Source organism: Sinorhizobium sp., assembly GCF_059070375.1.
In genome coordinates this window covers 769,315-793,466 of record NZ_JCACWC010000002.1, presented here as the reverse complement: position 1 = coordinate 793,466, position 24,152 = coordinate 769,315, and the positions used below count along the sequence as shown (strand labels likewise).

22 protein-coding genes, 1 pseudogene and 1 riboswitch are annotated in these 24,152 nt (G+C 61.9%); of the genes and pseudogenes, 8 read left to right on the top strand and 15 right to left on the bottom strand.

Annotated features, from left to right (window positions below; genetic code table 11):
* Positions 1-4: 4 nt before the first annotated feature.
* From AC5J09_RS08235 to AC5J09_RS08210, 6 genes are all read left to right on the top strand, one after another.
* Positions 5-964 carry a carbohydrate ABC transporter permease gene (locus tag AC5J09_RS08235; protein ID WP_411922868.1) on the top strand — a complete coding sequence of 320 codons (960 nt, stop codon included), beginning with the start codon at positions 5-7 and terminating at the stop codon, positions 962-964.
* Positions 957-1,769: a carbohydrate ABC transporter permease gene (locus tag AC5J09_RS08230; protein ID WP_102762627.1), complete on the top strand. Its 813-nt coding sequence runs from the start codon at positions 957-959 to the stop codon at positions 1,767-1,769. Before AC5J09_RS08235 ends, AC5J09_RS08230 begins: the two co-directional genes overlap by 8 nt.
* Positions 1,770-1,772: 3 nt before the next feature.
* Entirely contained in the window at positions 1,773-3,476 is a 1,704-nt protein-coding gene (locus tag AC5J09_RS08225; protein WP_494297378.1) for an amylo-alpha-1,6-glucosidase, read from the top strand.
* A 15-nt stretch (positions 3,477-3,491) separates the two neighbouring features.
* Positions 3,492-4,526 (top strand): LacI family DNA-binding transcriptional regulator, encoded by a 1,035-nt coding sequence (locus tag AC5J09_RS08220; protein WP_018098371.1) that lies wholly within the window; start codon positions 3,492-3,494, stop codon positions 4,524-4,526.
* A gap of 121 nt (positions 4,527-4,647) precedes the next feature.
* Positions 4,648-6,660 carry a beta-galactosidase gene (locus AC5J09_RS08215; RefSeq protein ID WP_494297377.1) on the top strand — a complete coding sequence of 671 codons (2,013 nt, stop codon included), beginning with the start codon at positions 4,648-4,650 and terminating at the stop codon, positions 6,658-6,660.
* Between the two features lie 101 nt (positions 6,661-6,761).
* Positions 6,762-7,766 carry a serine hydrolase domain-containing protein gene (locus AC5J09_RS08210; RefSeq protein ID WP_494297376.1) on the top strand — a complete coding sequence of 335 codons (1,005 nt, stop codon included), beginning with the start codon at positions 6,762-6,764 and terminating at the stop codon, positions 7,764-7,766.
* Between the two features lie 116 nt (positions 7,767-7,882).
* Here AC5J09_RS08210 and AC5J09_RS08205 read toward each other — a convergent pair whose 3' ends face one another.
* On the bottom strand, positions 7,883-8,542 hold the full coding sequence (locus AC5J09_RS08205) for a peroxiredoxin (protein ID WP_018098374.1): 660 nt from the start codon (positions 8,540-8,542) through the stop codon (positions 7,883-7,885).
* A 213-nt stretch (positions 8,543-8,755) separates the two neighbouring features.
* Positions 8,756-8,858, top strand: a riboswitch (TPP riboswitch).
* A 127-nt stretch (positions 8,859-8,985) separates the two neighbouring features.
* On the opposite strand from AC5J09_RS08205, the gene thiD reads away from it, so the two are divergent.
* On the top strand, positions 8,986-9,786 hold the full coding sequence (gene thiD, locus AC5J09_RS08200; RefSeq protein WP_494297375.1) for a bifunctional hydroxymethylpyrimidine kinase/phosphomethylpyrimidine kinase: 801 nt from the start codon (positions 8,986-8,988) through the stop codon (positions 9,784-9,786).
* A 104-nt stretch (positions 9,787-9,890) separates the two neighbouring features.
* Complete coding sequence (locus tag AC5J09_RS08195) at positions 9,891-10,097, top strand: hypothetical protein (protein ID WP_494297374.1); 207 nt, start codon at positions 9,891-9,893, stop codon at positions 10,095-10,097.
* Between the two features lie 48 nt (positions 10,098-10,145).
* Here the strand turns inward: AC5J09_RS08195 and exoP are convergent, their stop codons facing one another.
* The 14 genes and pseudogenes from exoP to ehuB form a co-directional block, all read right to left on the bottom strand.
* Positions 10,146-12,506 carry a succinoglycan biosynthesis transport protein ExoP gene (gene exoP, locus AC5J09_RS08190; RefSeq protein ID WP_494297373.1) on the bottom strand — a complete coding sequence of 787 codons (2,361 nt, stop codon included), beginning with the start codon at positions 12,504-12,506 and terminating at the stop codon, positions 10,146-10,148.
* A 54-nt stretch (positions 12,507-12,560) separates the two neighbouring features.
* Entirely contained in the window at positions 12,561-13,466 is a 906-nt protein-coding gene (locus tag AC5J09_RS08185) for a UTP--glucose-1-phosphate uridylyltransferase (RefSeq protein WP_004434891.1), read from the bottom strand.
* Positions 13,467-13,481: 15 nt separating this feature from the next.
* Positions 13,482-14,517, bottom strand: a pseudogene (gene exoO, locus AC5J09_RS08180) (succinoglycan biosynthesis glycosyltransferase ExoO).
* Positions 14,514-15,443 (bottom strand): succinoglycan biosynthesis glycosyltransferase ExoM, encoded by a 930-nt coding sequence (exoM, locus tag AC5J09_RS08175; protein WP_494297372.1) that lies wholly within the window; start codon positions 15,441-15,443, stop codon positions 14,514-14,516. The pseudogene exoO and the gene exoM overlap by 4 nt, the downstream one beginning before the upstream one ends.
* Positions 15,443-16,435, bottom strand: a complete 993-nt coding sequence (gene exoA / locus AC5J09_RS08170) for a succinoglycan biosynthesis glycosyltransferase ExoA (protein WP_324763611.1) — start codon at positions 16,433-16,435, stop codon at positions 15,443-15,445. Before exoA ends, exoM begins: the two co-directional genes overlap by 1 nt.
* Complete coding sequence (exoL, locus tag AC5J09_RS08165; RefSeq protein ID WP_494297371.1) at positions 16,432-17,643, bottom strand: succinoglycan biosynthesis glycosyltransferase ExoL; 1,212 nt, start codon at positions 17,641-17,643, stop codon at positions 16,432-16,434. The genes exoA and exoL overlap by 4 nt, the downstream gene beginning before the upstream one ends.
* Before the next feature lie 95 nt (positions 17,644-17,738).
* Positions 17,739-18,548, bottom strand: a complete 810-nt coding sequence (gene exoK / locus AC5J09_RS08160; RefSeq protein ID WP_494297370.1) for an endo-1,3-1,4-beta-glycanase ExoK — start codon at positions 18,546-18,548, stop codon at positions 17,739-17,741.
* Between the two features lie 5 nt (positions 18,549-18,553).
* Positions 18,554-19,666 (bottom strand): succinoglycan biosynthesis protein ExoH, encoded by a 1,113-nt coding sequence (gene exoH, locus AC5J09_RS08155; protein ID WP_494297666.1) that lies wholly within the window; start codon positions 19,664-19,666, stop codon positions 18,554-18,556.
* 65 nt (positions 19,667-19,731) lie between these two features.
* Positions 19,732-20,208: a hypothetical protein gene (locus tag AC5J09_RS08150; protein WP_494297369.1), complete on the bottom strand. Its 477-nt coding sequence runs from the start codon at positions 20,206-20,208 to the stop codon at positions 19,732-19,734.
* Positions 20,209-20,224: 16 nt separating this feature from the next.
* Positions 20,225-20,947: a GntR family transcriptional regulator gene (locus AC5J09_RS08145; protein ID WP_494297665.1), complete on the bottom strand. Its 723-nt coding sequence runs from the start codon at positions 20,945-20,947 to the stop codon at positions 20,225-20,227.
* A 2-nt stretch (positions 20,948-20,949) separates the two neighbouring features.
* Positions 20,950-21,729, bottom strand: a complete 780-nt coding sequence (gene ehuA, locus AC5J09_RS08140; protein WP_494297368.1) for an ectoine/hydroxyectoine ABC transporter ATP-binding protein EhuA — start codon at positions 21,727-21,729, stop codon at positions 20,950-20,952.
* Positions 21,730-21,733: 4 nt separating this feature from the next.
* Positions 21,734-22,384 (bottom strand): ectoine/hydroxyectoine ABC transporter permease subunit EhuD, encoded by a 651-nt coding sequence (gene ehuD, locus AC5J09_RS08135; protein ID WP_494297664.1) that lies wholly within the window; start codon positions 22,382-22,384, stop codon positions 21,734-21,736.
* A complete protein-coding gene (ehuC, locus tag AC5J09_RS08130) occupies positions 22,381-23,109 on the bottom strand; it encodes an ectoine/hydroxyectoine ABC transporter permease subunit EhuC (RefSeq protein ID WP_494297367.1) in 729 nt (242 codons plus the stop codon). The genes ehuD and ehuC overlap by 4 nt, the downstream gene beginning before the upstream one ends.
* Positions 23,110-23,171: 62 nt before the next feature.
* Positions 23,172-24,032 (bottom strand): ectoine/hydroxyectoine ABC transporter substrate-binding protein EhuB, encoded by an 861-nt coding sequence (gene ehuB, locus AC5J09_RS08125; RefSeq protein WP_494297366.1) that lies wholly within the window; start codon positions 24,030-24,032, stop codon positions 23,172-23,174.
* Positions 24,033-24,152: the final 120 nt, after the last annotated feature.

Here is a 24,152-nt window from a genome sequence, read left to right as displayed (position 1 = left end):
GGGGATGGACATGGCTGCCCATGCTGGACCGAAGGTGGAGGTCGTTCGGCGCAGACGAGCGAATGCCGGACGGCATCTTGCGCCCTTCCTGTTCATCTCCCCATGGATCCTCGGATTCCTCTTCTTCACCCTCGGCCCGCTCTGCTTCTCGCTGACGATGAGCTTTTTCGACTGGCCCGTCGTCGGCGAGCGCACCTTCGTCGGACTCGACAACTACCGCTCCATGTTCATGGAGGACCCGCAATTCCGGGAGAGCCTCTGGATCACGGTGAAGTTCGCGGCGATCTACGTGCCGTTCAACATCGTCATGTCGCTTCTGCTGGCGCTGTTGCTGCACCATGCGACTTTCGCCAGCGGCTTCTTTCGCACGGTGTTCTATTTGCCGAGCGTGATCTCGGGCGTTGCGCTTGTGACGATCTGGAGCTGGATCTACAGCAGGGAATACGGGCTGCTGAACTTCATGCTGTCGCTCGTCGGCATCGATGGACCGAACTGGCTCGGCGATCCCAGCCTGGCCCTCGTCGCCATCATCGTCGCAAGCCTCTGGGGCCTCGGCGGTACGATGCTGATCCTTCTGACCGGTCTCAAGGCCATTCCGAAAGAGCTCTATGAGGCCGCGACCGTCTCGGGCGTTCCGGGCTGGGCGCAGATGCTGTTCATCACCCTGCCGATGCTCGGGCCGATGCTGATCTTCACCTTCATCACCTCGATCATCTCCGCATTCCAGCAGCTGACGATAGCGCTTCTGCTGACGAAGGGCGGCCCTCTCGGCTCCACCTATTTCTTTGCCATGTACATCTACGACAACGCCTTCAAATATTTCGACATGGGCTATGCCGCCGCGGGCTCCTGGGTGATGTTCGCGATCGTGCTGACACTCAGCCTGGTCGTCATGCGCTGGTCCGCCGCATGGGTCTATTACGAGGGCGAGGTCCGGCCGGCCGATGGAGACCGCGATGCGTAAGACAGTCCTCTATGCGACGCTGATCCTGCTGTCCGCCCTGTTCATCGCGCCGTTCTACTGGACCTTCATGACGGCGGTCAAAAGCACGGCGGAGCTATATCAGTTCCCACCGGTCCTCTGGCCGTCCGAGTGGCACTGGGAGAATTTCGCAGCCGCCTGGAACAAGCAGCCCTTCGGCACCTATCTTTCGAACTCGCTGATCGTCGTCGTCCTTTCGACGCTCGGCCAGCTTCTGTCGAGCTCGCTCGTCGCCTTCGGCTTCGCCCGCTTCCGGTTTCCCGGACGCGACGCCCTGTTCGTGCTGCTGCTCGCGACCATGATGATACCCTGGGACGTGAAGATGATCCCGCTCTACATGGAATTCAACATGCTGGGCTGGATCAACACGCTCAAACCTCTGATCGTGCCGGCCTATTTCGCCGACGCCTTCTTCGTCTTCCTGCTCCGCCAATACATCATGACGATACCGATGGAGATCGACGAGGCTGCCCGCATGGACGGTGCCAACAGTTTCGACATCTACTGGCGCATCCATCTGCCTCTGATGCTGCCGGCCCTGGTGCTGGTCGGTACCTTCCATTTCATGAATGCGTGGAACGACTATCTGGGGCCACTGATCTTCCTCAACGATCAGTCGAAATACACGCTCACCCTCGGGCTTTCGATGTTCAAGGGCCTGCATGAGATCGACGTCACCTCGATCGCGGCGATCACCGTCATCCTCTGCCTTCCGCCGCTCGCCCTCTTCTTCCTGGCGCAGCGCTATATCATGGATGGAGCCGTCGGCTCTTCGGTGAAGGGATAGGCGATGCTGTTCGACATCGACCATGTTCCTTTCAGCCGAAAGGGGCGCTTCCTGACGCTGTCGACCATGCGTGTTCCCGGGCGCGACGGCGAGCGTGCGCTTTATCTCAGATGCGTCAGCGGCGGCGATGAGCGTCCTTCCCTTGGACGGCTGTGCCGGGTCGAGTTGCTGGACGGGAACGGCCGACCGGCGGCGGCGCGCTTCGAACTGTCGCCGGACCAGCTTGTGGCGCGGACCGGCGAGGGCATCGTCCGCTTCGTCATCGGAGACGGCGAACGCTTGCACATTCGCGGCGAAAATGCAGGCGTGCGTTTCCATGTCGAAGGATCGCGCTACGATTATGTCTACCGCACGCCCGGCGGCGAATACTGTCTCGTGGCAGCAAGTGAGAACGTGAAACTCATTCCGCGGGCCTGTCTCGGTGATCTGGCCGTTTCCGGCAAATGGGACAGGGACCGGTCCACCGACGTTTCCTTCACGCTCTCGGGCGAGGGGACATTCGAGGGCAATGTCGATTTCTTTCGCGCCCTCCCGCCGCCGAAAAGCCCCGGCAGCTTCGAGGTGGCGCATGCAGCCGTCGCAGCCGAGTTCAGCGCCTGGTATCGATCGATCCCGGCGGGTGTCCCCGGACAGGAGGAAGCGCAACGCCTCGCGGCCTATCTCCTCTGGGCGAATACCGTGCCGGCCGAAGGCGTGCTGACCCGGCCGGCGATCTACATGTCGAAAAACGCCATGATCAACATCTGGAGCTGGGACAATGCCTTTTCGGCACTTGGCGTGGCCGGCTTCGACGAAGAGCTCGCCTTCGACCAGTTCGCAGCGATCTTCGACCATCAGGACGCTTCCGGCCTGCTGCCTGACTACGTGAACGACCGCGAAGCGCTCTTCGCCTTCACCAAGCCCCCGGTTCACGGCTGGGCCGTGTCCTGCCTGGCGCGCGAAAATCCCGCCTTCCTGACACCGGAGCGACGGGCCTATCTGCGCGATGCGATCGGCAGGCAGGTCTCCTACTGGCTGACCCACGGCCGCGCGGGCGGCGGCGTGCTGCCGAGCTACTTCCACGGCAATGACAGCGGCTGGGACAATGCGAGTTTTTTTGCCGAAGGCGGCCCGGTTCTGTCACCCGACCTTCCGGTCTTCCTCATCCTGGCCTGCGAGGCGCTTGCCAACCTGCTGGAGGACGATCCGGAAAAGGCAGCCCGCTGGCTTCGCACCGCAGACGAACTTCAAGCGCTCCTCGTCGGCACGCTCTGGACCGGCGAGACTTTTGCCGCGCGTCTTGCCGCCGACCCAGAACGAATTCTCCCTGGGGATAGTCTGATCCAGTTCATGCCGCTGCTGCTGGGCTCCCGCTTGCCGGCAGCGATGTGCCGCCAGCTCGTCGCCCGGCTGGTCGAAGGCGCATTTATTACCGATTGGGGCCCGGCGACGGAAAGCCCCCGGAGTTCCTATTACGAGGACGATGGCTATTGGCGCGGGCCTATCTGGGCGCCGACGACCTATCTCCTCTGGGACGGACTGCGCCGCCAGGGCGAGGGTGCATTGGCGCGGGAAATCGCGCAGAGGTTCTGTGCACTTGCCAATGCACACGGTATGGCCGAAAACTTCGACGCGCGCTCGGGCAGGGGCCTTCGGGATCGGGCATTCGCCTGGACGTCTGCAGTCTACCTGCTGCTGGCGCCATCCCTCCGCGACGAAAACCGGTGAAGAGTTGAAGCCGTCATGCAACGACCGACCATAAAGACGATAGCGCGGGAGACGGGACTGTCGATTGCGACGGTCTCCAAGGCTCTGAAGCATTCTCCGCAGGTTCGCCCGGAGACGAGGGCCATCGTGCTCGATGCGGCCGAGCGCGTGGGCTACGAGCTCAATCTACATGGCGTGCAGCTGCGCACCGGCAAGACTTATCAGGTTGCCGCCATCATGACGGCGCCGGGCCCGAAGGAAAACGAATGGGAGGGCGTGGAATATGCGCAGCTCCTCAGCGGTATTTCCTGGGCGCTGGAAGAAAGCCCCTATCGCGTCTCGCTCTACGCCGTGCGCGACTTCGAGGAAAGCCAGGAAACGATCAGGCAGATCGTTGCGATGAAGAAGGCCGACGGCATCATCATTTCGGGCACGCGCGCCGACGATCCGCGTATCCGGTTGATGCAGGAAGCGGAGTTCCCCTTCGTGACCTACGGCATGAGCATCCACAATGCGCCGCACGCCTATGTCGACGCCGACAACGCACAGATGATCCGCCTGTCCATGGCGCGGCTGATCGAGCGTGGCCACAGGCGCATCGCGCTGCTCAATCCGAAAGAGCAGTTCACCTACGGTGTCGTTCGCCTGGAAAGCTATCGCAAAGCGCTCGAAGAGGCAGGCCTGTCCTACGATGCCGCGCTCGTCGCTCATGGTCGGCTGACGCCCGCATTCGGTAGGGAGAATGTGGTGGCCATGTCTGCGCTCGCCGATCCTCCCACCGCCTATATCTGTGCCAACGAAGCTACTGCGCTCGGCGCCTTTTCCGGCTTCCATGCGCGCGGGCTGGTGCATGGGCGTGACGCGGTCATCAACGCGACCGACGACCTGAACGTCAGCCAGTATTTCGCACCGCCGATCACGAGCTACTACCTGCCGATCGGCGAGCCGAGCGCGCTGCTCGGCAAATTCATCCTGCGGCGGATGGAGGGAGAGCCGCCTGAAGCCCTGCAGACGCTCCTGATGCCGGACCTCATCGAGCGCTCGGACGACCGACTGAGGCCGAAGCTATGAGCGACCAATCCGCCATCGAGGCCGCCGGTTAATATAAACGTTTAATTTCCCTCCGGCCGTGTCGCGCCTGCTCGCCACGTGCGTCCGCCGCCGATCCAGAAAAACGACAAAGGACTTTACCTTGCACATGCCGCTGACGAGCCCCAATCGCTTCAACTCCGACCTTCGGACGCCTGACAAGCTCGAACTCGGCGTGTGCTACTACCCCGAACAATGGCCGCACGAGAAATGGGCGGAAGACGCCGGGCGGATGATCGAGCTCGGCCTCTCCTGGGTTCGCATCGGCGAATTCGCCTGGGCGAAGATAGAGCCGCGGTCGGGCGAATTTCATTGGGAATGGCTGGACGAAGCGATCGACGTTCTGGGCAAGGCCGGCCTCAAGGTCATCCTCGGCACGCCGACGGCGGCCCCGCCGAAATGGCTCGTGGACCGCTATCCCGACATTCTGCCGGTGGATGCGACGGGGACGGTGCGTAAATTCGGCGCGCGACGCCACTATTGCTTCTCGAGTCGGCGCTACCGCTCCGAGGCGGCGCGCATCACCGAGGCGATGGCGCGCCGCTATGGCGAACACATCTATGTCCATGCCTGGCAGACGGACAATGAATATGGCGACCACGACACGATCTACAGCTATTCCGCCGAAGCGGTGAGGGCATTCCGCCTGTGGCTGGCCGAACGCTACGGCTCGATCGAGGAACTGAACCGCGCCTGGGGCACGGCGTTCTGGTCGATGAACTACAACAGCTTTGAGGAAATCGATCTGCCGAACAGCCTGGTGGAGGAGCCGAGCCCGACCCACGGTGTTGATTTCATCCGTTTCTCTTCCGATCAGGTGAAGAGCTTCAACAAGGTCCAGGTCGATATTATCCGGGCGCATTCGCCCGGCCGTCCGGTGACGCACAACTTCATGTCGCAGAATACCGATTTCGACCATTACTCCGTCGGCGAGGACATCGACATTGCCTCCTGGGACGTCTACCCGATGGGCGGCCTGCTCAACGGGCGGCTCGCAGCGAAGGACAAGGAGCATTATCTCCGGGTGGGGGATCCCGACCAGCCGGCCTTCAACCACGACCTCTACCGAGCCGTCGGCCGCGGCCGCGTCTGGGTCATGGAGCAGCAGCCGGGGCCCGTGAACTGGGCGGCGCACAACCAGTCGCCGGCCGACGGCATGGTTCGGCTCTGGACCTGGCTCGCCTATGCCCATGGGGTCGACATGGTCTCTTATTTCCGCTGGCGCCAGGCGCCTTTCGCGCAGGAACAGTTTCACGCGGGCCTCCTTCTTCCAAACAGCGAGGCGGATCAGGGCTATCTTGAAGTCGCCGAAGTCGTCGCGGAAATGAAGCGCCTGCCCGGGGGAGAGGTGCGTGGCAAGGCGCAAGTCGCGATCCTTCTCGACTACGAATCGCGCTGGGCGACACGCGTCCTGCCGCAGGGGCGGAGCTATTCCGCTTCGGCGGTTGCGCTCGATTGGTATTCGACGGCGGCTCGTCTGGGCGTCGATGTGGATTTCATAGGCCAGCACTCGGACCTCGACGGATACAAGCTGATCCTCGCGCCGGATCTCGTCATTGCCGAGGAGGCTTTCGTCGAGCGGCTCGCGCGAGCGGACGCCAAGGTGGTCTTCGGCGCGCGCAGCGGCAGCAAGACGAAGGACATGCACATCCCCGAGGGACTGCCGCCGGGACCGCTGGCGAAGCTCATCGATATCAGCGTCTCGCGGGTCGAGTCGCTGCCGGAGTTTCATAGCGAGACCGTTCTCTACGGCAACGAGGCTTATCAGGCGGCCGGCTGGCGCGAGACGGTAAGGACGAACGAGACCGTTCTCGCAAGCTTCGACGGGGAGTATCGCAACGGCGCTCCGGCGCTCGTCGGCAACGACAAGGCACGCTATCTGGCCGTTGCGGCCAACGGCGCATTGCTCGACAAGGTGATCGGCGACGCGCTCGGCTGGGCTGGACTGGAAAGCCTGCCCGACCTCGGCGATCTTCGCGTGACGCGCCGCGGCAATCTCCGTTTCGCCTTCAATTTCGGCCGGATCCCCGCGGAGGTGCCCGCAGGGCCCTCGGCCGAGTTCTACCTGGGCGGCCGCACGCTGAAACCCGTCGATGTTGCGATCTGGAGGGAATGAACCCCGAGCATCGATGTAGCCGACCTTCAGGCAAGGTCACATCGTCGTGAGCTTGGACTGTACTTGATGACTTGTCGTGCCATTCGCCCTAGGTCGAACGCATGACCATGCTCGTTGTTACGTTCCTTGCGCTCTTCGGTTTCCACTCGGCGGCAGCCGCGCAGGATCAGTCCGTCAGCACCTTGCTGACGGCCCTGGCGACCAGAGAAGAGTTGAAACCGCTGAAGACCGTGGTCGTTGCCAGGGACGGGGAGACGATTGCCGAGAAGGGTTATCGCGGCCACACTCCCTCGGAGTCGACCAACATCAAGTCGGCGTCGAAATCGATCTTATCCGCACTTGTGGGCATTGCGATCGACAAGGGTCTGCTCGACGGCCCGGAGCAGAAGATCGCGCCGCTCCTGAAGGAAGACCTCCCGTCGCAGGCCGACCCCCGGATCAACGACATCACCATCGGCAACCTGCTTTCGATGCAAGCGGGACTGGGGCGCATGTCCGGACCGAATTACGGCCGCTGGGTGTCGAGCCGCAACTGGGTTCGTTTCGCACTGGCACAGCCCTTCGACGACGAGCCCGGAGGTCGGATGCTTTATTCGACCGCCTCGACCCATCTGCTCTCGGCAATACTGACCAAGGTCGGCGGCAAGTCGACACTGGCGCTTGCGCGCGAATGGCTCGGTCCTGTCGAGGGTTTCCGGATCGGCGCCTGGGAGCGGGATCCCCAGGGCATCTATCTCGGGGGCAACCAGATGGCGATGAGCGCGCGATCGCTGCTTGCCTTCGGTGAGCTCTATCGCAACCGCGGCCGCACCGCAGACGGACGGCAGGTCGTCCCGGCCGATTGGGTGGAGCTTTCCTGGCAGCCGCGCACGGCCTCCCGTTTTACCGGCGACGGCTACGGATATGGCTGGTTCACGCGCCGGATCGGCGACGAGGATGTGTATTACGCTTGGGGCTATGGCGGCCAGATGCTCTACATAGTGCCGTCCCTTGACCTGACCGTGGTCATGACGTCGGATGAAAGCGGCCCCTCGGCACGCAACGGCTATCGCGACGCTCTGCACGGGGTTCTGGCGGAGATCATCTCCATCGCCAAAGCGGATTGAGGCAGATGGTTCTGCTCTGAGCGCGTTAAACAACCATGTTAGCAAAAAGCGCCAAGGGCGCGTCGACCTTGATGAATTGACGCGCCCGATCGACTGACTCTTCGCAGCGGGTTTGCTTAGGCCGTTGGCTGCTTCGTCTTCCGGAGATAGGGAAGCACGGTGTCGAACGACCCGAAACGCTGCACGGCGTCCTCGTTGGAGACGGCGGCCGTGATGATGACGTCCTCGCCCTGCTGCCAGTTCGCGGGTGTTGCCACCTGATGCTTGGCGGTGAGCTGGATCGAGTCGATGGCGCGCAGGATCTCGTTGAAGTTGCGGCCGGTGGTCATCGGATAGGTGAGGATCAGCTTGATCTTCTTGTCGGGGCCGATGACGTAGACCGAACGCACGGTGGCGTTATCCGCAGGCGTCCGGCCCTCGGACGTCTCTCCGGCGCCGGCCGGCAGCATGTCGTAAAGCTTTGCCACCTTCAGATCGCGGTCGCCGATCAGCGGGTAGTCGACCTCGAAGCCGGTCGCGACCTTGATGTCGTTCTTCCACTTGGTGTGACTTTCGACCGGGTCGACCGAAATGCCGATGATCTTGACGCCGCGCTTGCGGAACTCCGGCTCGATGCCGGCCATGGCGCCGAGTTCCGTGGTGCAGACGGGAGTAAAGTTCTTCGGATGGGAGAAAAGGACAGCCCAGCCGTCGCCGATCCATTCATGGAAATTGATCGTGCCCTGCGTTGTCTCGGCGGTGAAATCGGGGGCGGTATCGTTGATGCGCAAACTCATGGCGTGTTCCCTCCTGTACGACGAAATTTTGCTAAGAATAACGCAATCGCCGCCGTTTTCGAGGAGGAAACGAGCGATTGACGGCGGCAGAAGGAATGACTGCATCATAGGTGGCCAGGCTGCGGGTATATTTTTGCCGGCTGGCCTAAAAGCCAGGTCTTACAAGCCTTTGCGCGGGCGCGTTGACATCGCTTTGGCACAGCCGCATAGATAGCGCATTCCGAGGGGAGCACCAGACGGTGCTGAGATGGCGTTGAGCCGGACCCTTGAACCTGATCCGGGTCATGCCGGCGTAGGAACGGAAAGAAGGCCGCCAGCGGCAAGTTCTCCTTTTCATCGCCTTTCCTGGATCTCCGTGATGTTCCGTCTGGAGATCGATCGATGACGTCCACTGCCGTACCGCTCGCAAGCATCATCCGCCCTCGTGCGAAGGAGGACTGGGCATGACGGCGATTGCACTCACCATCGCCGGCTCGGACTCCGGCGGCGGCGCCGGTATTCAGGCGGACCTCAAGACGTTTTCAGCGCTCGGCGTTTACGGCGCCAGCGTCATCACTGCGATCACGGCCCAGAACACCAGGGGTGTGACGGGCGTCGAGGATGTCTCCGCTGAAATCGTGTCGGCGCAGATGGACGCCGTCTTCTCCGATCTCGACGTGAAGGCCGTCAAGATCGGCATGGTCTCGCGTCGGGAAACAATCGCCGCCATTGCCGATGGATTGCGCCGGTCCGGAAAACGGGCGGTCGTGGATCCGGTCATGGTTGCGACCTCCGGCGACGCGTTGCTTCGGCCGGATGCCGTTACGGCGCTCATCGAAGAGCTGTTGCCGCTGGCGCTCGTCGCCACGCCCAATCTTGCCGAGGCCGCGCTCATGACCGGGCGCGCAATCGCCGAGGACGAGGCGGAGATGGCGCGCCAGGCGGAAGCGATCATGCGGACCGGCGCATATGCGGTTCTGGTCAAGGGCGGGCACCTGAAGGGCCAGGAGGCCACAGACCTCTTCTTCGACGGCGACACTCTTGTCCGCCTTCCCGCCGCGCGGATCGAGACGCGCAACGACCACGGCACCGGCTGCACGCTGTCGGCAGCCATTGCCGCCGGCCTTGCGAAAGGCTTGCCGCTGGTCGAAGCGGTGAGTGCCGCCAAGTCCTATCTGCATGCCGCAATCTCCGCGGCCGACCGCCTGGAGATAGGTCAGGGGCGCGGCCCGGTCCATCATTTCCACCGGTGGTGGGAAGATTGACTGCCGGGTGACGGCTCGGGGGAGCTGAAGTGCCTCGCTATCGCCACTGTTGTTCAGCAGCATGACCGCGTCCATGGCTTCGATTGGCGATCGGTTCTCGCGATATGCATTTTCTTACCCGCCGGCTGGAGGCTTTCAACCGTGACGACCTGCCGGATTGGCGGCGGTCGCCTGGCAGGGTGCGGCGTTGTCTTTCGATGCTGCCGTCGCTGGTCGAATATTCGCTTTTCTATGCGCTGGCACTCGTTGCCCTTACGGCGGTCATCGCGCTAATGTTAGCCGCTTGGATCGTCGATCGCCGCAAGGCCTGACGGCGAAGGGCGAAAAGGCCGCGCACAGGTGGCGCGGCCGCGGTCGCCTCAAGCGGCGTTGTTTTCCGTAATCGTATTCTCGACGTAATATTTGCCGTAGCGGTGGCGGTATTTCTCCGCCCCGTCGAAGTCGCTGTATTTGCCGAGTTCGTTCATGTCCGTCTTGTTGAGGATGACGCCAAGCACCTTTGAGTTGATCAATGGTTCCGAGTTGAGCAGATCGCGTACGAGCCGCGAAGGCGTCCTTCCCCACTCGACCACGAAGAGAATACCGTCGGCAAGCGGCGCGAAAGCCTTGGCGTCGACGACGGGAGCGAGTGCGGCAAGATCGACGACGACGTAGTCGAAGGCGTTGCGGGCGTTCTCGATGAGGTTCGCCATGGCCGGGGAGGCGAGCAGTTCATTGCTCTGATGCCGCTGATGCGATGCGCCGCCGGCCGGAAGGATTGCGAGCTTGGTGCGCTGGTCCACCTTGATTCCGGCGGGCCAGGTGGCTTCTCCGGTCAGCGTTTCGACGAGCCCGGTGCGCGGGGCGGGCGTGATCATCTGAGTCAGTCCCGGCTTGCGTATATCGGCATCGATGAGCAGGGTCCGCTTGCCGCTCGCCGCCAGAAGTGCGGCGAAGTTCGCGGCAATGATCGACTTTCCCTCGTCCGGAAGGGCCGATGCAATGGCGATCACGCGGCTTTCGCTGCCGGCGAGCATCTGGTCGCAGGCAAGCTTGGCGTTGCGGAACGTCTCCGCGAAGGTCGAACGCGGCGCATCGACGACAATGCGCGAAAGTCGTTGGAACGGCATCGTGTCGTCGACAGCGTCGTCATGTCTTTTCACCGAGCCGAAATGCGCATGGACCAGTTGTGCCTTCTTCTTCATGCGCGTTCCGAGCAGCGGGACGTAGCCGAGCGAGCGATGGCCGAGGATCGAGCGTATGTCGCCTTCCAGGCGGAAAGTCCGTTCGCGGAATTCGAGGAAGGCCGCGTAAGCCCCGCCGACCATCATGCCGAGTACGGCCGAGAGAGCGAGAGTCATCGTTTTCTTGGGGCTCGACGGTGACACGGGCACGCCGGCCTCGGAGATGACGCGCGCCTTGGCGATCGGGAAGGATTGCTGCTGCGTCGCCTGTTCGTAGCGGCCGAGATAGGATTCGTAGAGCGTCTTCAGAGCCGCTGCCTTCTGTTCGAGCTCCCTTAATTGAACAAGTTGCTCGCTGGCGTCGGAGGTCTTGCCGGCAATGCCCTGGATGCTCTTCCTGAGCGATGCCTCGCGCGATTGCGCGACCTCGTATTCGTTCTTGTAGCTTGCGGTGAGTTGCTGCAGTTCCTGGTAGATCTGCCGCGCGACATCCTCCTGCTCGGCGCGGAGCGATACCGCCTGCGGGTGGTCGGCGCCGAAATTATCCGAGACTTCCCGCTCACGCTTGCCGACGGTGAGATAGCGGGTCCTAAGGTCACGGATCACCGAATTGTCACCCTCCTTTGAGGAAATGGTGGCGTTCTTGACCGCGTTCTCCGGTCCCTGATCGACGATCGACTTGTACTGGTTGTAACGGGCCGACGCACTTGCCGTATCGGCCTGGGCGACGATGAGCTGGCTGTTGAGATCGGCCATCTGCTGCTCGGACATCAGCTCGCCCCGTGCAGCCGTCAGACCGTTCTCGGCCCTGAAATGCGCGACTTCGAGCGCGGCGGCCTGCGAGCGCTGCTGAAGATCCATAAGCCGTTCCTGCAGCCAGACGGATGCGCGCTCGGTCGCCTCGAAATTGGCGTTCAACTGATCCGTCAGATAGGCACTTGCGTAACCGCGCGCGATGGTCGCCGCAAGCAAGGGGTCGCTTGAGCGAAAGGCAACGGCCACGACCGAGCTGCGCGAAACACGCTCGACCGCGAGCGATTGCTGTATGATCGCGGCTGCCTTCTGCCGCCGTCCGTTGCGCGCCTGTTCTTCCGTAACGTCGGGACCGCCGGAAAAAAGCCCGGTTGCCGATTTCAACCAGTCCTTGACGACGGCAACGGGCGACTGCGGCGGATTGAGTATCGTATCGTTTTCGTCGAGTTTGAGCTTGTCGACGACGCGCAATGCGAGTTCGCCGGACTTCAGGATCTCGACCGCACTCGCAATCTGCGTGTCGAGCATCTGGCTGTTTACCGGGGTAGGCTCCTCCTCGGCATATTTGGACAGGTTTTCGTCGAGAAGGATCTGCGTCATCGACGTGTAATAGGGCGTGGCAAATAGGAGATAAGCGACCCCCAGCGCAATGAAGAGCAGGACGAATGCGGCCACGAGCCGGGCACGACGAAAGACTGCGGCGACAAGCCGGTCGAGATCGATAAAGCCGTCTGACTGTTCTTCGCTGGGCATGATGCTGCTCAATGGAACGCTTCTTTGTTTCATGGGGGCCGTTCTGTTCATCTTCTTCTCCGGTCCTTGTTCCGGCAGTCCCGAAGGACTGCCGGAAGCCGCCGCTTATGCCGCCCGGATGCGGCTTTCGTGAGACAGAACCATGTCGCGGACGGATTCGAAAACGATATCGCCGATGTCCGCACGAGCAAGCGCGAAGGCGACATTGGCTTCGATGAAGCCCTGCTTCGAACCGCAGTCGAAGGTGCGGCCCTCATAGGGATGCGCGTGGAAGGACTGGGATTGCGAAAGCGTCAGCATGCCATCGGTCAACTGGATCTCATTGCCGGCGCCGCGCGTCTGGTGGGCCAGAATCGAGAAGATTTCCGGCTGAAGAATGTAGCGACCATTGAGATAATAGTTGGACGGCGCCTTTCCTGCGGCGGGCTTTTCCACCATCTCGGTCACGGAGAAACCGTGCCGGACCGTCTCGCCCTTGCCGACGATGCCGTATTTCGATGCTTCCTCGGGGGCGCATTGCTCGACGCCGACGACGTTGCCGCCAACCTCGTGATAGAGATCCATGAGGCCGGCCATGCAACCGCGCGCGCCGAAGGAGACCATGTCGGGCAGCAGAAGCGCGAACGGCTCGTCGCCGATCAGGTCACGCGCACACCATACCGCGTGCCCGAGGCCGAGGGGGGCCTGCTGGCGGGTAAAGCTGACCGAGCCGGCTGCCGGCAACATGGCCTCGAGTTCGGAAATCTGCGCGCTTTTGCCAGAGCGTGAAAGCGACGAGATGAGTTCCGGCGCGTCGTCGAAATGGTCCTCGATCACCTGCTTGTTCCGGCTGGTGACGAAGACGATATGCTCGATTCCGGCCTGGCGGGCCTCATCCACGGCATATTGAACGACTGGCCGGTCGACGATCGTCAACATCTCCTTGGGCACTGCCTTTGTCGCCGGGAGGAACCTCGTTCCGTTTCCGGCAACCGGGATTACTGCTTTTCTGACGGTCCTGACACGGTCCATTTTATCATCCTTTGCTTATTGGGGGTCGTTGCCCAGCGGGGATCGTTCAGCCGCCGCCGTCATGGGGGCGGCACGGGGGGCCGAATGGGAGGAGGGATGCACGAATCGCGCGGCAAGGCGGCGCAATCGGGCAGCGATCGGCATGCTGAGATGCCGGAGCGCAAGTGGGTCGGCCAGCGCGGTCTTGAACGCACCGGCCAACGATCTCTTTTTCAACTGCTCGACAAGGACCAGAAACGAGCGAGCTTCACGGAAGCCGCGCATGCGCCTGCGCTGCATTTTCTGCGCCGGGCCGTCGAGCGCGTAGCGGCGCAGGAAGGCTTCGTCGGCGGCGATCATCGCGTCTATATGATCGAGCCTCAACACACGCGAGATGGAACCCTCGCGGATATGATAGATATAGCCGGCGGACGGCTCGACCGCGCAGCGCCCGCCAGAGGCAAGGGCCGATGCCAGCAGGATGTAGTCCTCGCCGATGCGCAGCGTCTCGTCGAAGCGAAGCTGCTGGTTTTCCAGAAAACGGCGCTCGAAGATCGGTTTCATGTAGCCGAAATTGTGCTCGGATCGAAAGAGCACGTTGGATTCGATGAAGGCGGGAAGCGTGAGCTGCGGCAGCCGGGCGAGGTCGGCTTCGGAGAACATCCTGAGACTGCGCCCGTCCAGCGACACGACGTCGAGATTGTCGACCGCGATCTGCGCCCCGGCCGTGTCCGCTCGTTCGATCATCCGCCTGAGCCGGTCCGCCCGGACCGTGTCGTCCGAAATCGAGAACGGCGATCCACCGGCCGCGCGCCGCGTCGATGCCGGCATTGCGCGCGCCGCCCGGACCGCGGTTGCGATCGAGGGCGATCAGGCGGACCCGGGGATCCGGGATCGCCGCCACGAGCGCGGGCGTCGCATCTGCCGAGCGATCGTCGACGACGACGACCTCGACGGTCACGCCTTCCTGCGCCAGTGCGCTTTCGATCGCGCGCACGATCGTATCCGCGGAATTATACGCGGCCACGACGAATGTGACGTCGGGGACCTTATCGATCGCCGGAGGGTTCATGCCGAGGTCACCTCGCGGGCTCCGTATTGTTCGATTTCCTTCAGCCCCAGCAGGCCGCTGATGACGCCGGCATGCAGTACGGCGCGTAGCGCAAAGCGGTTCCGCCTTGCGGCCGAAGGAAAGCAGAGGACCGCGGCAGTTGCGCAAAAGCCGGACTTTGCGCCGGCAAGGGCGACATTCCAGGCCTGACGCAAGCCATTGGCTTTCTCGGCGAGAAGGCGTCCATGGGTCTGTCCGGAGCGGAAACGGCGCTTCGCGAGCCAGGCAAGCGAGGCCCTGTTTTCCGGTACCGGCTCATGCACCCAGGCTTCCGGCGAAAAGGCGATCATTCCGCCGGCGCTGTGCATTCCGGCGAAGAAATCCGTGTCCTCGCCGCCGCTCTTGCCGAGCGAAAGCTTGAAGCGCCGGCCATGGAGCGAGGCCGCATCGCGCCTGAGCAGCGCATTGCAGGTGTATCCGGTCCGGATTTCTCCCTTTACCCAGACCGGCAGTGTCGAGTGGAAATCCCCGTTGCGCATCCAGCCGGGAGCCGTAGGCCCGTAATGCGCCCTGACGGGACCGAGCACGGCGGCGGCGCCCGTGATGCGCGCCGTTTCCAGAAGCCGGATCAGCCAGTCGCCGGAAACGGTCTCGTCGTCATCGAGGAAGGCAAGGAAGTCGCCGGTGCTGTTGTCGAGGCAGCAATTGCGGGCGATCGAGATATTCGAGTGCGGGCAGTGAACGTAGAGGATGTCGAACGGCATCTGCGGCCGAAGCCCTTCGACTAGAGCCCTGGCGCTCGGTTCCGCGTCGTTGTCGGCGACGATGACGCGCAAGCTGGCGCGCTCCGGCACGTTCATCGCAGCCAGCGAGCGAAGCGTTTCGGCAAGCTCCGGCCGGCGGTACGTGCAGACGCCGATGTCGATGTGAAGCGTTTCGTTCGGCATCAGGCCACCCTGCGGCGGAAGTCGAGGAGTTCCCGCCAGAACCCGGCGGACCAGGCAAGGTGCATGACCATGGCTGCAACGGCTGCAAGCGGTCCGTAAGGATTACGCTGGCCGAGCGCCATCCAGACGCCATAGCCGAGGCACGCGGCAGCCCAAACCCCCACCGGCACCACGGCCATCCAGTTGACGATCGCGAGAAGCGCGCCGAAAGCGATGGGTGCCACCGCAAGCGGCAGCATCTGCCTGAGCCCCGGCATTGCCCGGTGCTTGAGGAAGTTCTTTGCCCGGCCGCGGCCGTAGCCGAAATACTGCCAAAACAGCGGGACGAGCTTGGCACGGGGATAGTAGACCATGCTCGTCTTGTCGGTCATCCAGATCCGGTAGCCCGCTTTTCCGAGGCGATAGTCGAGTTCGGCGTCCTCGTTGTGGCTGAAGCTCTCGTCATAGCCTCCAACAGCCTCGAAGGCTTCGATGCGCATCAATGCATGATGACCGTGCTCGGCCCAGTGCCCGACGGCACCGGTGCGGTGCTTCGAGCCGCCATTGCCGAGCTTGGAGTTCTGCGCGAAGGCCGTTGCCTTCTGGAAGGTGCTGAAACCGACGGTCTGCATGGCGACCACGACCGAATCCGCGCCGGTCGCCAGCGCGTCCTCGACAAGCCGCTCGCAATAATCGTCCGGATAGGTCCCGTGGGCGTCGATGCGGATCAGGTAGTCGCTGCCGGCGCCGAGTTCGGCGACGGCGCGATTGACCGCCGCGCTTTGTATGCGCTTCGGATTGTCGAGGAAGAGCACCCGCGGATCCTCAGTGGCAAGGCGACGGGCGATCTCCCGCGTTCCGTCCGTGCTGCCGCCGTCGGCAATGACCACCCGCGCGTTCAAGGGCGTGAGCGACGGACGCAGCTTTTCGATCAGCGCCTCGATATGCGAGGCCTCGTTGAGGCAGGGTATGACGATAAGGCTCGACGTGGACGTCAGTTCATCGGAGCTCATAGAAATCCACCTTCGTTGTGGCTGGAACCGGCCATCGCGACTACGGGAGCGGTCTGCGGCGCCTGGAGCGTGAGCGCTGCCAGCTGCCGCACCAGGGTTTCGCAATCCGCCCGGTCGAACACCCAGGATCCCGGATTGCAGCGGCTGATACGCTCTGCGGCGTCGGCATAGCGTTTTGGCGTCAGCGAGCCGAGAGTTGTGGCGAGGCTCTCGGGGTCGGCTCCCTCGAGAACGAAGCCGATGCTCCGCACGGACAGGAAACGAGCGGTCTCCGTCCCCTTCATGGCGATCGGAATTCGGCCGTGGCGGCAGCCTTCATAAAGCCTGTTCGGCAGCAGCCAGGCAGAATTCTGGCCCTCCTCGAAGAAGTCGATCGCCCAGGTGAAGTGGACCTCGCCATAGATTTCCGCCAGGTCTTCAGGATTGCGATAGGCGCCTTCGAACCGCATGAAGGGCTCGTTGCGAACGAAGCCGTCGAAATCGTCGAATTCGGAATAGGCGGGCCTGCCGCGCAGAACGATCTCGAAGCGGCCCTCCATCTTTCGCGAGAATTCCGCGAGAAGGGCGAGCGACCTGCGGCAGCGCAGCGCTCCGAACCAGCCGATCTTCCAGGGTGCGCCGGGCGGCGGGCATTCGGCCGGTGAGGCCGTCCGCCGCTCGACCGTGCCGTCGATTTCGAGCACCTTGTTTTCCAGAAGCATCGGCGGAGCGCCGATGCCGGAAAGGGGCCGGAAGTAATGCTCGATGAAGGCGGGGGAGCTGGTGATCAACAGGCGCGCATCCTTGCCGAGTTGGCTTTCGGCTCCGCGCAGCATCCGCCCGACGATATCCTTGCGCAGCATGAGGCGGTGGATATCGAGGCATTCGTAGACGATAGGAACCGTACCGCCGAAGAACGCGACCGCTCTCCTCGCCACGGCAAGCATCTCCAGATTGCGCGCGATGATCACATCCGGCTTGCGGACATGGCCGAGCTGGCGTTGCAGCGACAGGCAGGCGCGAGCGACGGCACCGATCCGCTGGGCGAAACGGCCGTCGGCGGTGGTTCCGAGTTCGATCGGCTCGACGCCGTCGATGGCGGCCAGAGGATTGTCGCCGCGGCGGAATCCGGCGAGCGTCACGCGTGCGCCGCCGGCGACGAGCGTTAGGGTTCTCCGGCGCACTGCGGGATCGGCAAGATCCTGTGCCAGATAGAGTATCTGCAGCATGAAAACGTCCGTTTTCCTGCCCAGCCCGGGGCTGAGCTTAGTTCAATTCTTTGTGCACTGCAACAAAATGGATAAATTACTCAGTTACCCGCCATTCACTCGGATTGCGCCCGCTCCAGCTGGCACGCTACCGACTCGGCGAACTGGCACTCGTCGCCGGCAGCAGTGAAGGCGACCCGATCGACCTGGAGCTTTGTCGGCTCCTTGTAGGAGAAGGTGCCCATCCAGTCGGTGAGCGTGTCAGTCCCCCACAGGCTGAAGAAGATCTTCTGGGCGTTTACCGGGATCTTCGCCGGATCGGTCACTTCGTGAACCAGTTCGCCGTTGACGTAGTAGCGGATGCGATTCTTTTCCCAGACGAAGGCGTAGTCGTTGAAACCCTGGTTGGCGCCGCCCGGAACGTCGGCGAGAAATTCGTTGCCGCCCTTTGCCGATACATACTGGTTGATCTGGACCTTCGCCGTGTTCTTTCCGAGAACCTCGAAATCGATCTCGTCATGCGGCTTCTTGTCGGTCGGACCGATATAGGTGAAGAAGGCCGAGTTCAGCCCGGAACCGTCGGCCGCCTTTATCCGCGCCTCGTAGGTGCCGTAGCCGAAGCGCTTGCGCGTCTGGATTTCCCCGCAGGCGAAGTTGCGCTCCTTTGCCTTCTTCTCCTCGAAGGTCAGTTCCAGAATGCCGTCGACGGTCTTCACCTGCTTCTTCGACCAGGTGCAATTCTGATGCCCGCCATTGTTCCATCCGTCCGAGACGAACCAGACGCGGGTGTCGAGAGTGTCGAAGTCATCCTTGAAGGAGGTGCCGTTGGCGCCTTCCTGCGCGGCCGCAGCGTCTGCAAGGCCGGCGAGAGGGAGCGTTGCGATGAAAGCGAGACGGGCAAAGCGTCTGTAGCGATCGATTGTCATGGTCGTTACCTTTGCTGGGGCGAATAGCCTGCCTGCGCGCCTTGCGGCTGCTGCGTGGCCATTCGTTTCGTACCTGTTCGGCTGCCGGTAAGCACTCCAAGCAGATCCGGCGCCAAGCGCCCTACGAGATTGTGGGACGCGACGAGGATCGCAATGGCGATGAACGGCGCGGTGAAATAGAAGAGCGGGTAATAGCTGAGCCCGGTGCGGTTCCAGATCATCCAGAACAACACGAGCAGCGGATAGTGGCCGCAGAAGATCCAGAAACTCAGTCCACTCCCGCGGCCAAATCTTTCACCGAAGCGGGTGCGCACGAGCAGCTCCGAGATCGCCCAGGAGCCGATGATTCCCGCAATCGACGTCAGGCGAAGTGCCATGTCGAGCCAAAGCGGGAAATCCGGGCCGGTGTAATAGAGGCCGACGGCGATCACGACTGCGATTGCCAGGAACCCGGCCGCGATCGGTGCAGCGAAGCGATCAAGCATTTTGATGTTCACGCCATGCAGGCTCGCACAGATTCCAGCCGAGAAGCCGAACAGGATGGATTTCTTGAGAAATATTCCGTTTGGCAGCGGCAGTATCGCATAGGCGAGCAGTGCAAGGAGCGTCACGCGCGGATAACGGCTTACCAGCAATGCCAGAAGCGGCGACAGCAGGATACAGAGCATCAGGTCGCGCAGGAAATACAGGGGCAGATTGACGGGCGTTGCCTCGATCGCGAAGGCCATGCTCAGCCACTGGCGCGGGGTCGCATTGATCGTGTCGGGCAGATAGCCGAAGCCGAGGCCCTGGCGCTGGATGGCGTAGACCACCACAAAGAAGGAGACGCTCCAGATAAGGAACGGCAGGAGAACGGTCCGCGCCTTGGTCTTCAGCGTCTTCCAATAGTCGAAATCGGCAAGGCCCCTGCGAAAGAGAAGATAACCGGAGATCGCGCTGAGGCAGGGCACACCGATCCGAAACAGGCTTTCGCCGAGAAAGACGCGAATCCAGTCCAACATGCCGTAGTTGCCCAGAAAGGGACTCCACTGCGGATTGTACGGGACGTGCACGAATACGATGCCGGAGATCAGCAGAATGCGCATCAGGTTGATGCGCGCCGAGACATTCGCGTCCATACTCACGATATCAGTCACTCCCTATCGGGCAGCGCTTCGCGGCAGCCGTTTCAACAGAGCAGACCTCAGCCCGCAGGATGAGAAACTAGGGCACTCCCGAAGAAAAAATATGGCGTTGCAGCAGAAAAGCGAACAGAATCATGCTGCAGTGCACCTAAGCCGCGAGCTCGCGCAAAGAAGATAGCCGCCGGCAGGCGGGCCGCATTCTTGAAAAATCCCGGTTTCGCGGCATGTTGCAGAAATTGCGCCCCGCAATATTTTGGGGCAATCGCCGGTTGAGCGACGCAACTGTGAATTTTCAAAGTTGGGCGCGTTTTCCTGGAGGATGGACCGCGATTGAGGCAGGCACCGGGCGAAATGCGGCAAGGTTGGGGCGCATGTTGGGGGTCTGAGGCCCGTTGAGATTCGAAGATTCCCGCCGCGGCTTGTTTGATGTCCTCATCGCTGTGCTCGTCCACCAGCCAGACCACGTCCCTGGGCTGAGAGAACTCTTTCCCGTGCCTACGCGCCGAAAGAACCGACCAGAACTGCAACGCCGCCATTCATTCCGCAGCAGCCTTAAATCAGCTCGGAACGCTCCGACTTGTCGGCGTAGTTCATCATGCGATGAAAGCTCATGGAGATGTGGGCCCGGCGGATGAATCCGATCGCCTCCCAATCACCTATTTCGGCTGCCGACAGGATCGCCTGCATTTCGCTGCGGAAGGCCGAAAACTCTTCCGCCAGACCCAGCTTCGGCATCATTTTAAGCACCACGCGGACAACCTGATAGTACAGCCGCTCGCTGATCTCCCGCAGCGGCAGGTTTCCGGTCAACGCCCTTATTTCGGCAAAGAATGCCATGTTCAGGTGCAGGAAGGCCTTCTGCGTGGGATTTTTCATTTCTTCGTCGCAGCGGGTTATGAGCGCTCTGATCCGTTCAAGATCCTCGGCGCTGCGCGGGACGGGCGAAAGCTTGCCGATGAGAAGGGCAAGTTCCATGCGCAAATGATAGATCTGCACCAACTCGCCGAGATCGGGATCGGTTACGATTGTCCCGACGCCATGCACCGATTCAACCAGCCCCTCGGATTCGAGCCGCGACAGCACACGCCTGACAGGTGTGCGACTGGTGGAGAACTCCTTCGCCAACTCTTCCTCGGACAGGCGGCTGCTCGGCGCATATTCGAGCATGCAGATCCGGTCCCTGATCGTATGGTATATCCGATCGAACCTTTCCCTGACGGATACCGGCTGGGAAGACTCGATTGGTTCGGGGCTGTCGGGCAGCTCAGGGTGCAAGGTTATCCTGCTTCCAAGACAGCGTTGAGAAACTGCCTTGTCCTTTCGTTTTCTGGGTCTCCGAAAATTTTCGCCGGGGCACCCTGTTCGCAAATCTTGCCTTGATAGAAGAAACACACTCTGTCTGAAAATTCCTTGGCGAAGCCCATCTGGTGGGTGACCATGAGCATGGTCAAGTCGTGCTCACGGCCGATCTTCCTTATAACCTGCAGGACTTCGCCCACAAGCTCCGGATCGAGCGCCGACGTTACCTCGTCGAACAGCATGATCTCCGGCCGCATCGCGAGAGCTCGTGCGATTGCCACACGCTGTTGCTGCCCGCCCGACAGCTGTGAGGGATAGTGGTCCTTCTTGGCCGACAACCCGACCATGTCGAGCAGCTCCGCCGCGCGTTCCTGAGCCTCCGGGCGTTTCATCCCGAGCACCGTTATCGGAGCTTCGATGCAGTTGCCCATGGCGGTCATGTGCGGGAACAGGTTGAAGGATTGGAACACCATACCGATTTTTGCGCGGATCCGACGTATGTGCTTCGTGGACGCCGGCACCAGCTGACCATCCTGCATCATGTGGGTCATCGGCTCGCCATCGACCCAGATCACGCCGTCATTGATGGTTTCCAGCGTCATGAGCATGCGCAGCACAGTCGTCTTGCCGGATCCCGAAGGACCGATGATCGACACTTTCTCGCCGCGTCCGATATCGAGGTTGAGATTGTCGAGAACGCTGAGCGCACCATAGCGCTTTGAAACATTCTCGAAACGAACCATGGGCATGTCGTTCATTCTTCTATCTCCGCTGCAACCGCGATTCGAGCATCCGGACCATGCCCGCCGAAACGAGACTCATAAGCAGAAAGAACACCCCAACGAGCGTCACGGGCTCGGTATAGCGGAAGGTTTCGGATCCGATAATCTTTGCAGTCTGCATGAGCTCGAGGACGGCGATGGCCGAGAGCAGGGGCGTCTCTTTGAAAAGCGCGATCAGGTAGTTTCCGAGCGCGGGAACGACGGGCGGCAGGGCCTGGGGCAGGATGATGTCCTTGAAAGTGCTCCACGGAGAAAGATTGAGAGCGATCGAGGCTTCCCATTGGCCCCTCGGAACGCTCTCGAAGCCGGCCCGATACACCTCGGAGCAGTAGGCGGCGTAGTGAATGCCGATGGCCGTCACGCCAGCCGTGAAAGCGTCCATCACGATGCCCGCTCTCGGCAGGACGAAGTACAGGAAGAATATCTGTATGAGCAGGGGCGTGGACCGGATGAGTTCCACCAGGATCGTGATCACGATGCCGGCGCTCGGAAAAGCCAGCCTGACGGAGGCGAGCACGAGACCGAGTGTCGCCGCGATGACGAAGCCGAGAGCGGTGGCTTCGACCGTTACGATGGCGGCCCGGCCGAGTACCGGCAGGATCTCGAATGTGAATGACCAGTCCCACATCAGGCAACCCCTCCGCGTGCCAAGCCCTTGGCGGCGCGCTGCTCCAGCATGCGCATTGCAATGGAGACGCTCAGCGAGATGGCCAGATAGATCAGCAGCACCAGGGTGAACACCGGTACCGTCTTCAACGTCGTCTGGTTCATTTGCTGGGCCTTGAAGGTGAGGTCCGCCAGGGTAATCAGGGAAACGAGCGACGTGGATTTCACCAGCTCGATGAAAAGGTTGCCCCATGGAGGGATCATCGCCGCGAAGGCCTGCGGCAGGATGATCCGCCGCAGCATCTGCGCTTTCGACATGTTGAGTGCGATCGAGGCCTCCCATTGGCCGCGCGCTACGGAGAGAATGGCGCCCCTGACCACCTCGGCCCCGTAGGCTCCAATGTTCAGGCCGAGCGCCAGAACCGCCACGAGGAAGGCGTCCAGAAAAACGCCGAATTGCGGCAGGACGAAATAGAGCCAGAACAGCTGCACCAGAGCGGATGTCCCTCGGAAGATTTCGATGTAGGTCGAGGAAAGCCACCTTATCGGCAGAGGTCCGTAGAGCTTTGCGAGCGCCGCGACCAGCGCCATCACGACAGCGACCACGGCTCCGAGCAGAGTTATCTCGACCGTCAGCACGGCCCCCTGAAGCAGGCCCGGCATGAACAACCGGTATTCGTCACTGGCCGAGAGCAGCGCGATCAGCAGCAACGTTGCCGCAAGCATCGCGGCGAGCATACGAATCCACATCTGGTTCCCTCATGAAAGCAGGGACGGAAGTGCGGCGCTTTCGCGCCGCGGTCCAGAAGGCGTTACTCGCCTGCGCAAAGTTGCTCTGTCGTCTTGTTCGGCAGATAGCCCTTTCCGAAACCCAGCGGTTCGACGAGAGCGATGTGCTCCGGGGTGCCCAGGAAGGCGGCGAGCTCCTTGTTGAAGGCCTCGACGAGATCCGTGTCCTCCTTGCGGAAACCGAAGCCGCCGTGACCCTTCACCGATTTTCCGGCAACTTCGCCGAAGGGCTCGGTCGATTCCACGCCTTCCGCTTTCTTGGCCATGTCGGCGATCGAAAGCGCGGTCAGCGCTGCAGCATCGGCGCGCCCGGCCTGAATGGCGGCGACGAGGCTGGATTGATCGGGCAGCGAAACGATCTGCTCGGCGGAGACACCCGCATCCTTCGCGTAGCCGCCTTCCACGGCACCAGCCATCACGGCGAGCTTCAGATCCTTGTTGGATGCGATCGTGGAATAGTCCTTTACGGCCTTGGGGTTGCCCTTCGGCACCAGCATGGCCTGGCCGATGCCGTAAGAGGGTTCCGAGAAGGTGATTTCGGCGCAGCGCTTGGGATTGATGAACATGCCCGCCGCAATGATGTCGAAGCGACCGGCCTTCAAGCCTGGAATGAGTGAGCCGAATTCGGTGAGCACGCCGTCCACCTCTGCGATGCCCATCTTCTTCAGAACTGCCCTGGCGACTTCAGGAGCTTCTCCGGACAGCTTTCCGTCCGGCGTCGCGAAGCCGAAAGGTGCCTCGTTGGCAAAGCCGATGCGGATGTAGCCGGCGGCCTTTGCCTTATCGAGGGTCGATTCCGCATGGGCGTAGCCGCTGAAAGATACGGCGGCGGCGAGGGCTGTGACCCTCAATGCGTTTCGGCGGGAAATGAGAGATTTGAACATGGGTTCCCCTTTTTTTGAGACGGTGCGCATCTTGGACGGCGCAAAGCCTAGTGAGCGACAGAAGTATACATCTGCGGCGATGATTGGCAAGAGCTTCGCGGAAGCGGCGAATTAAAACGC

Bases quoted from the DNA above. Each gene is read 5' to 3' on its own strand.
- AC5J09_RS08150 (WP_494297369.1), bottom strand. From the start codon at position 20,208: ATGGCGGCGTTGCAGTTCTGGTCGGTTCTTTCGGCGCGTAGGCACGGG.
- exoM (WP_494297372.1), bottom strand. From the start codon at position 15,443: ATGCCGAACGAAACGCTTCACATCGACATCGGCGTCTGCACGTACCGC.
- AC5J09_RS08195 (WP_494297374.1), top strand. From the start codon at position 9,891: ATGCATTTTCTTACCCGCCGGCTGGAGGCTTTCAACCGTGACGACCTG.
- AC5J09_RS08230 (WP_102762627.1), top strand. From the start codon at position 957: ATGCGTAAGACAGTCCTCTATGCGACGCTGATCCTGCTGTCCGCCCTG.
- ehuA (WP_494297368.1), bottom strand. From the start codon at position 21,729: ATGAACGACATGCCCATGGTTCGTTTCGAGAATGTTTCAAAGCGCTAT.
- exoL (WP_494297371.1), bottom strand. From the start codon at position 17,643: ATGCTGCAGATACTCTATCTGGCACAGGATCTTGCCGATCCCGCAGTG.
- exoK (WP_494297370.1), bottom strand. From the start codon at position 18,548: ATGACAATCGATCGCTACAGACGCTTTGCCCGTCTCGCTTTCATCGCA.
- AC5J09_RS08220 (WP_018098371.1), top strand. From the start codon at position 3,492: ATGCAACGACCGACCATAAAGACGATAGCGCGGGAGACGGGACTGTCG.
- exoA (WP_324763611.1), bottom strand. From the start codon at position 16,435: ATGAGCTCCGATGAACTGACGTCCACGTCGAGCCTTATCGTCATACCC.
- AC5J09_RS08210 (WP_494297376.1), top strand. From the start codon at position 6,762: ATGACCATGCTCGTTGTTACGTTCCTTGCGCTCTTCGGTTTCCACTCG.
- exoH (WP_494297666.1), bottom strand. From the start codon at position 19,666: ATGGACGCGAATGTCTCGGCGCGCATCAACCTGATGCGCATTCTGCTG.
- ehuB (WP_494297366.1), bottom strand. From the start codon at position 24,032: ATGTTCAAATCTCTCATTTCCCGCCGAAACGCATTGAGGGTCACAGCC.
- AC5J09_RS08205 (WP_018098374.1), bottom strand. From the start codon at position 8,542: ATGAGTTTGCGCATCAACGATACCGCCCCCGATTTCACCGCCGAGACA.
- exoP (WP_494297373.1), bottom strand. From the start codon at position 12,506: ATGAACAGAACGGCCCCCATGAAACAAAGAAGCGTTCCATTGAGCAGC.
- AC5J09_RS08235 (WP_411922868.1), top strand. From the start codon at position 5: ATGGACATGGCTGCCCATGCTGGACCGAAGGTGGAGGTCGTTCGGCGC.
- AC5J09_RS08225 (WP_494297378.1), top strand. From the start codon at position 1,773: ATGCTGTTCGACATCGACCATGTTCCTTTCAGCCGAAAGGGGCGCTTC.
- thiD (WP_494297375.1), top strand. From the start codon at position 8,986: ATGACGGCGATTGCACTCACCATCGCCGGCTCGGACTCCGGCGGCGGC.
- ehuC (WP_494297367.1), bottom strand. From the start codon at position 23,109: ATGTGGATTCGTATGCTCGCCGCGATGCTTGCGGCAACGTTGCTGCTG.
- AC5J09_RS08185 (WP_004434891.1), bottom strand. From the start codon at position 13,466: ATGGACCGTGTCAGGACCGTCAGAAAAGCAGTAATCCCGGTTGCCGGA.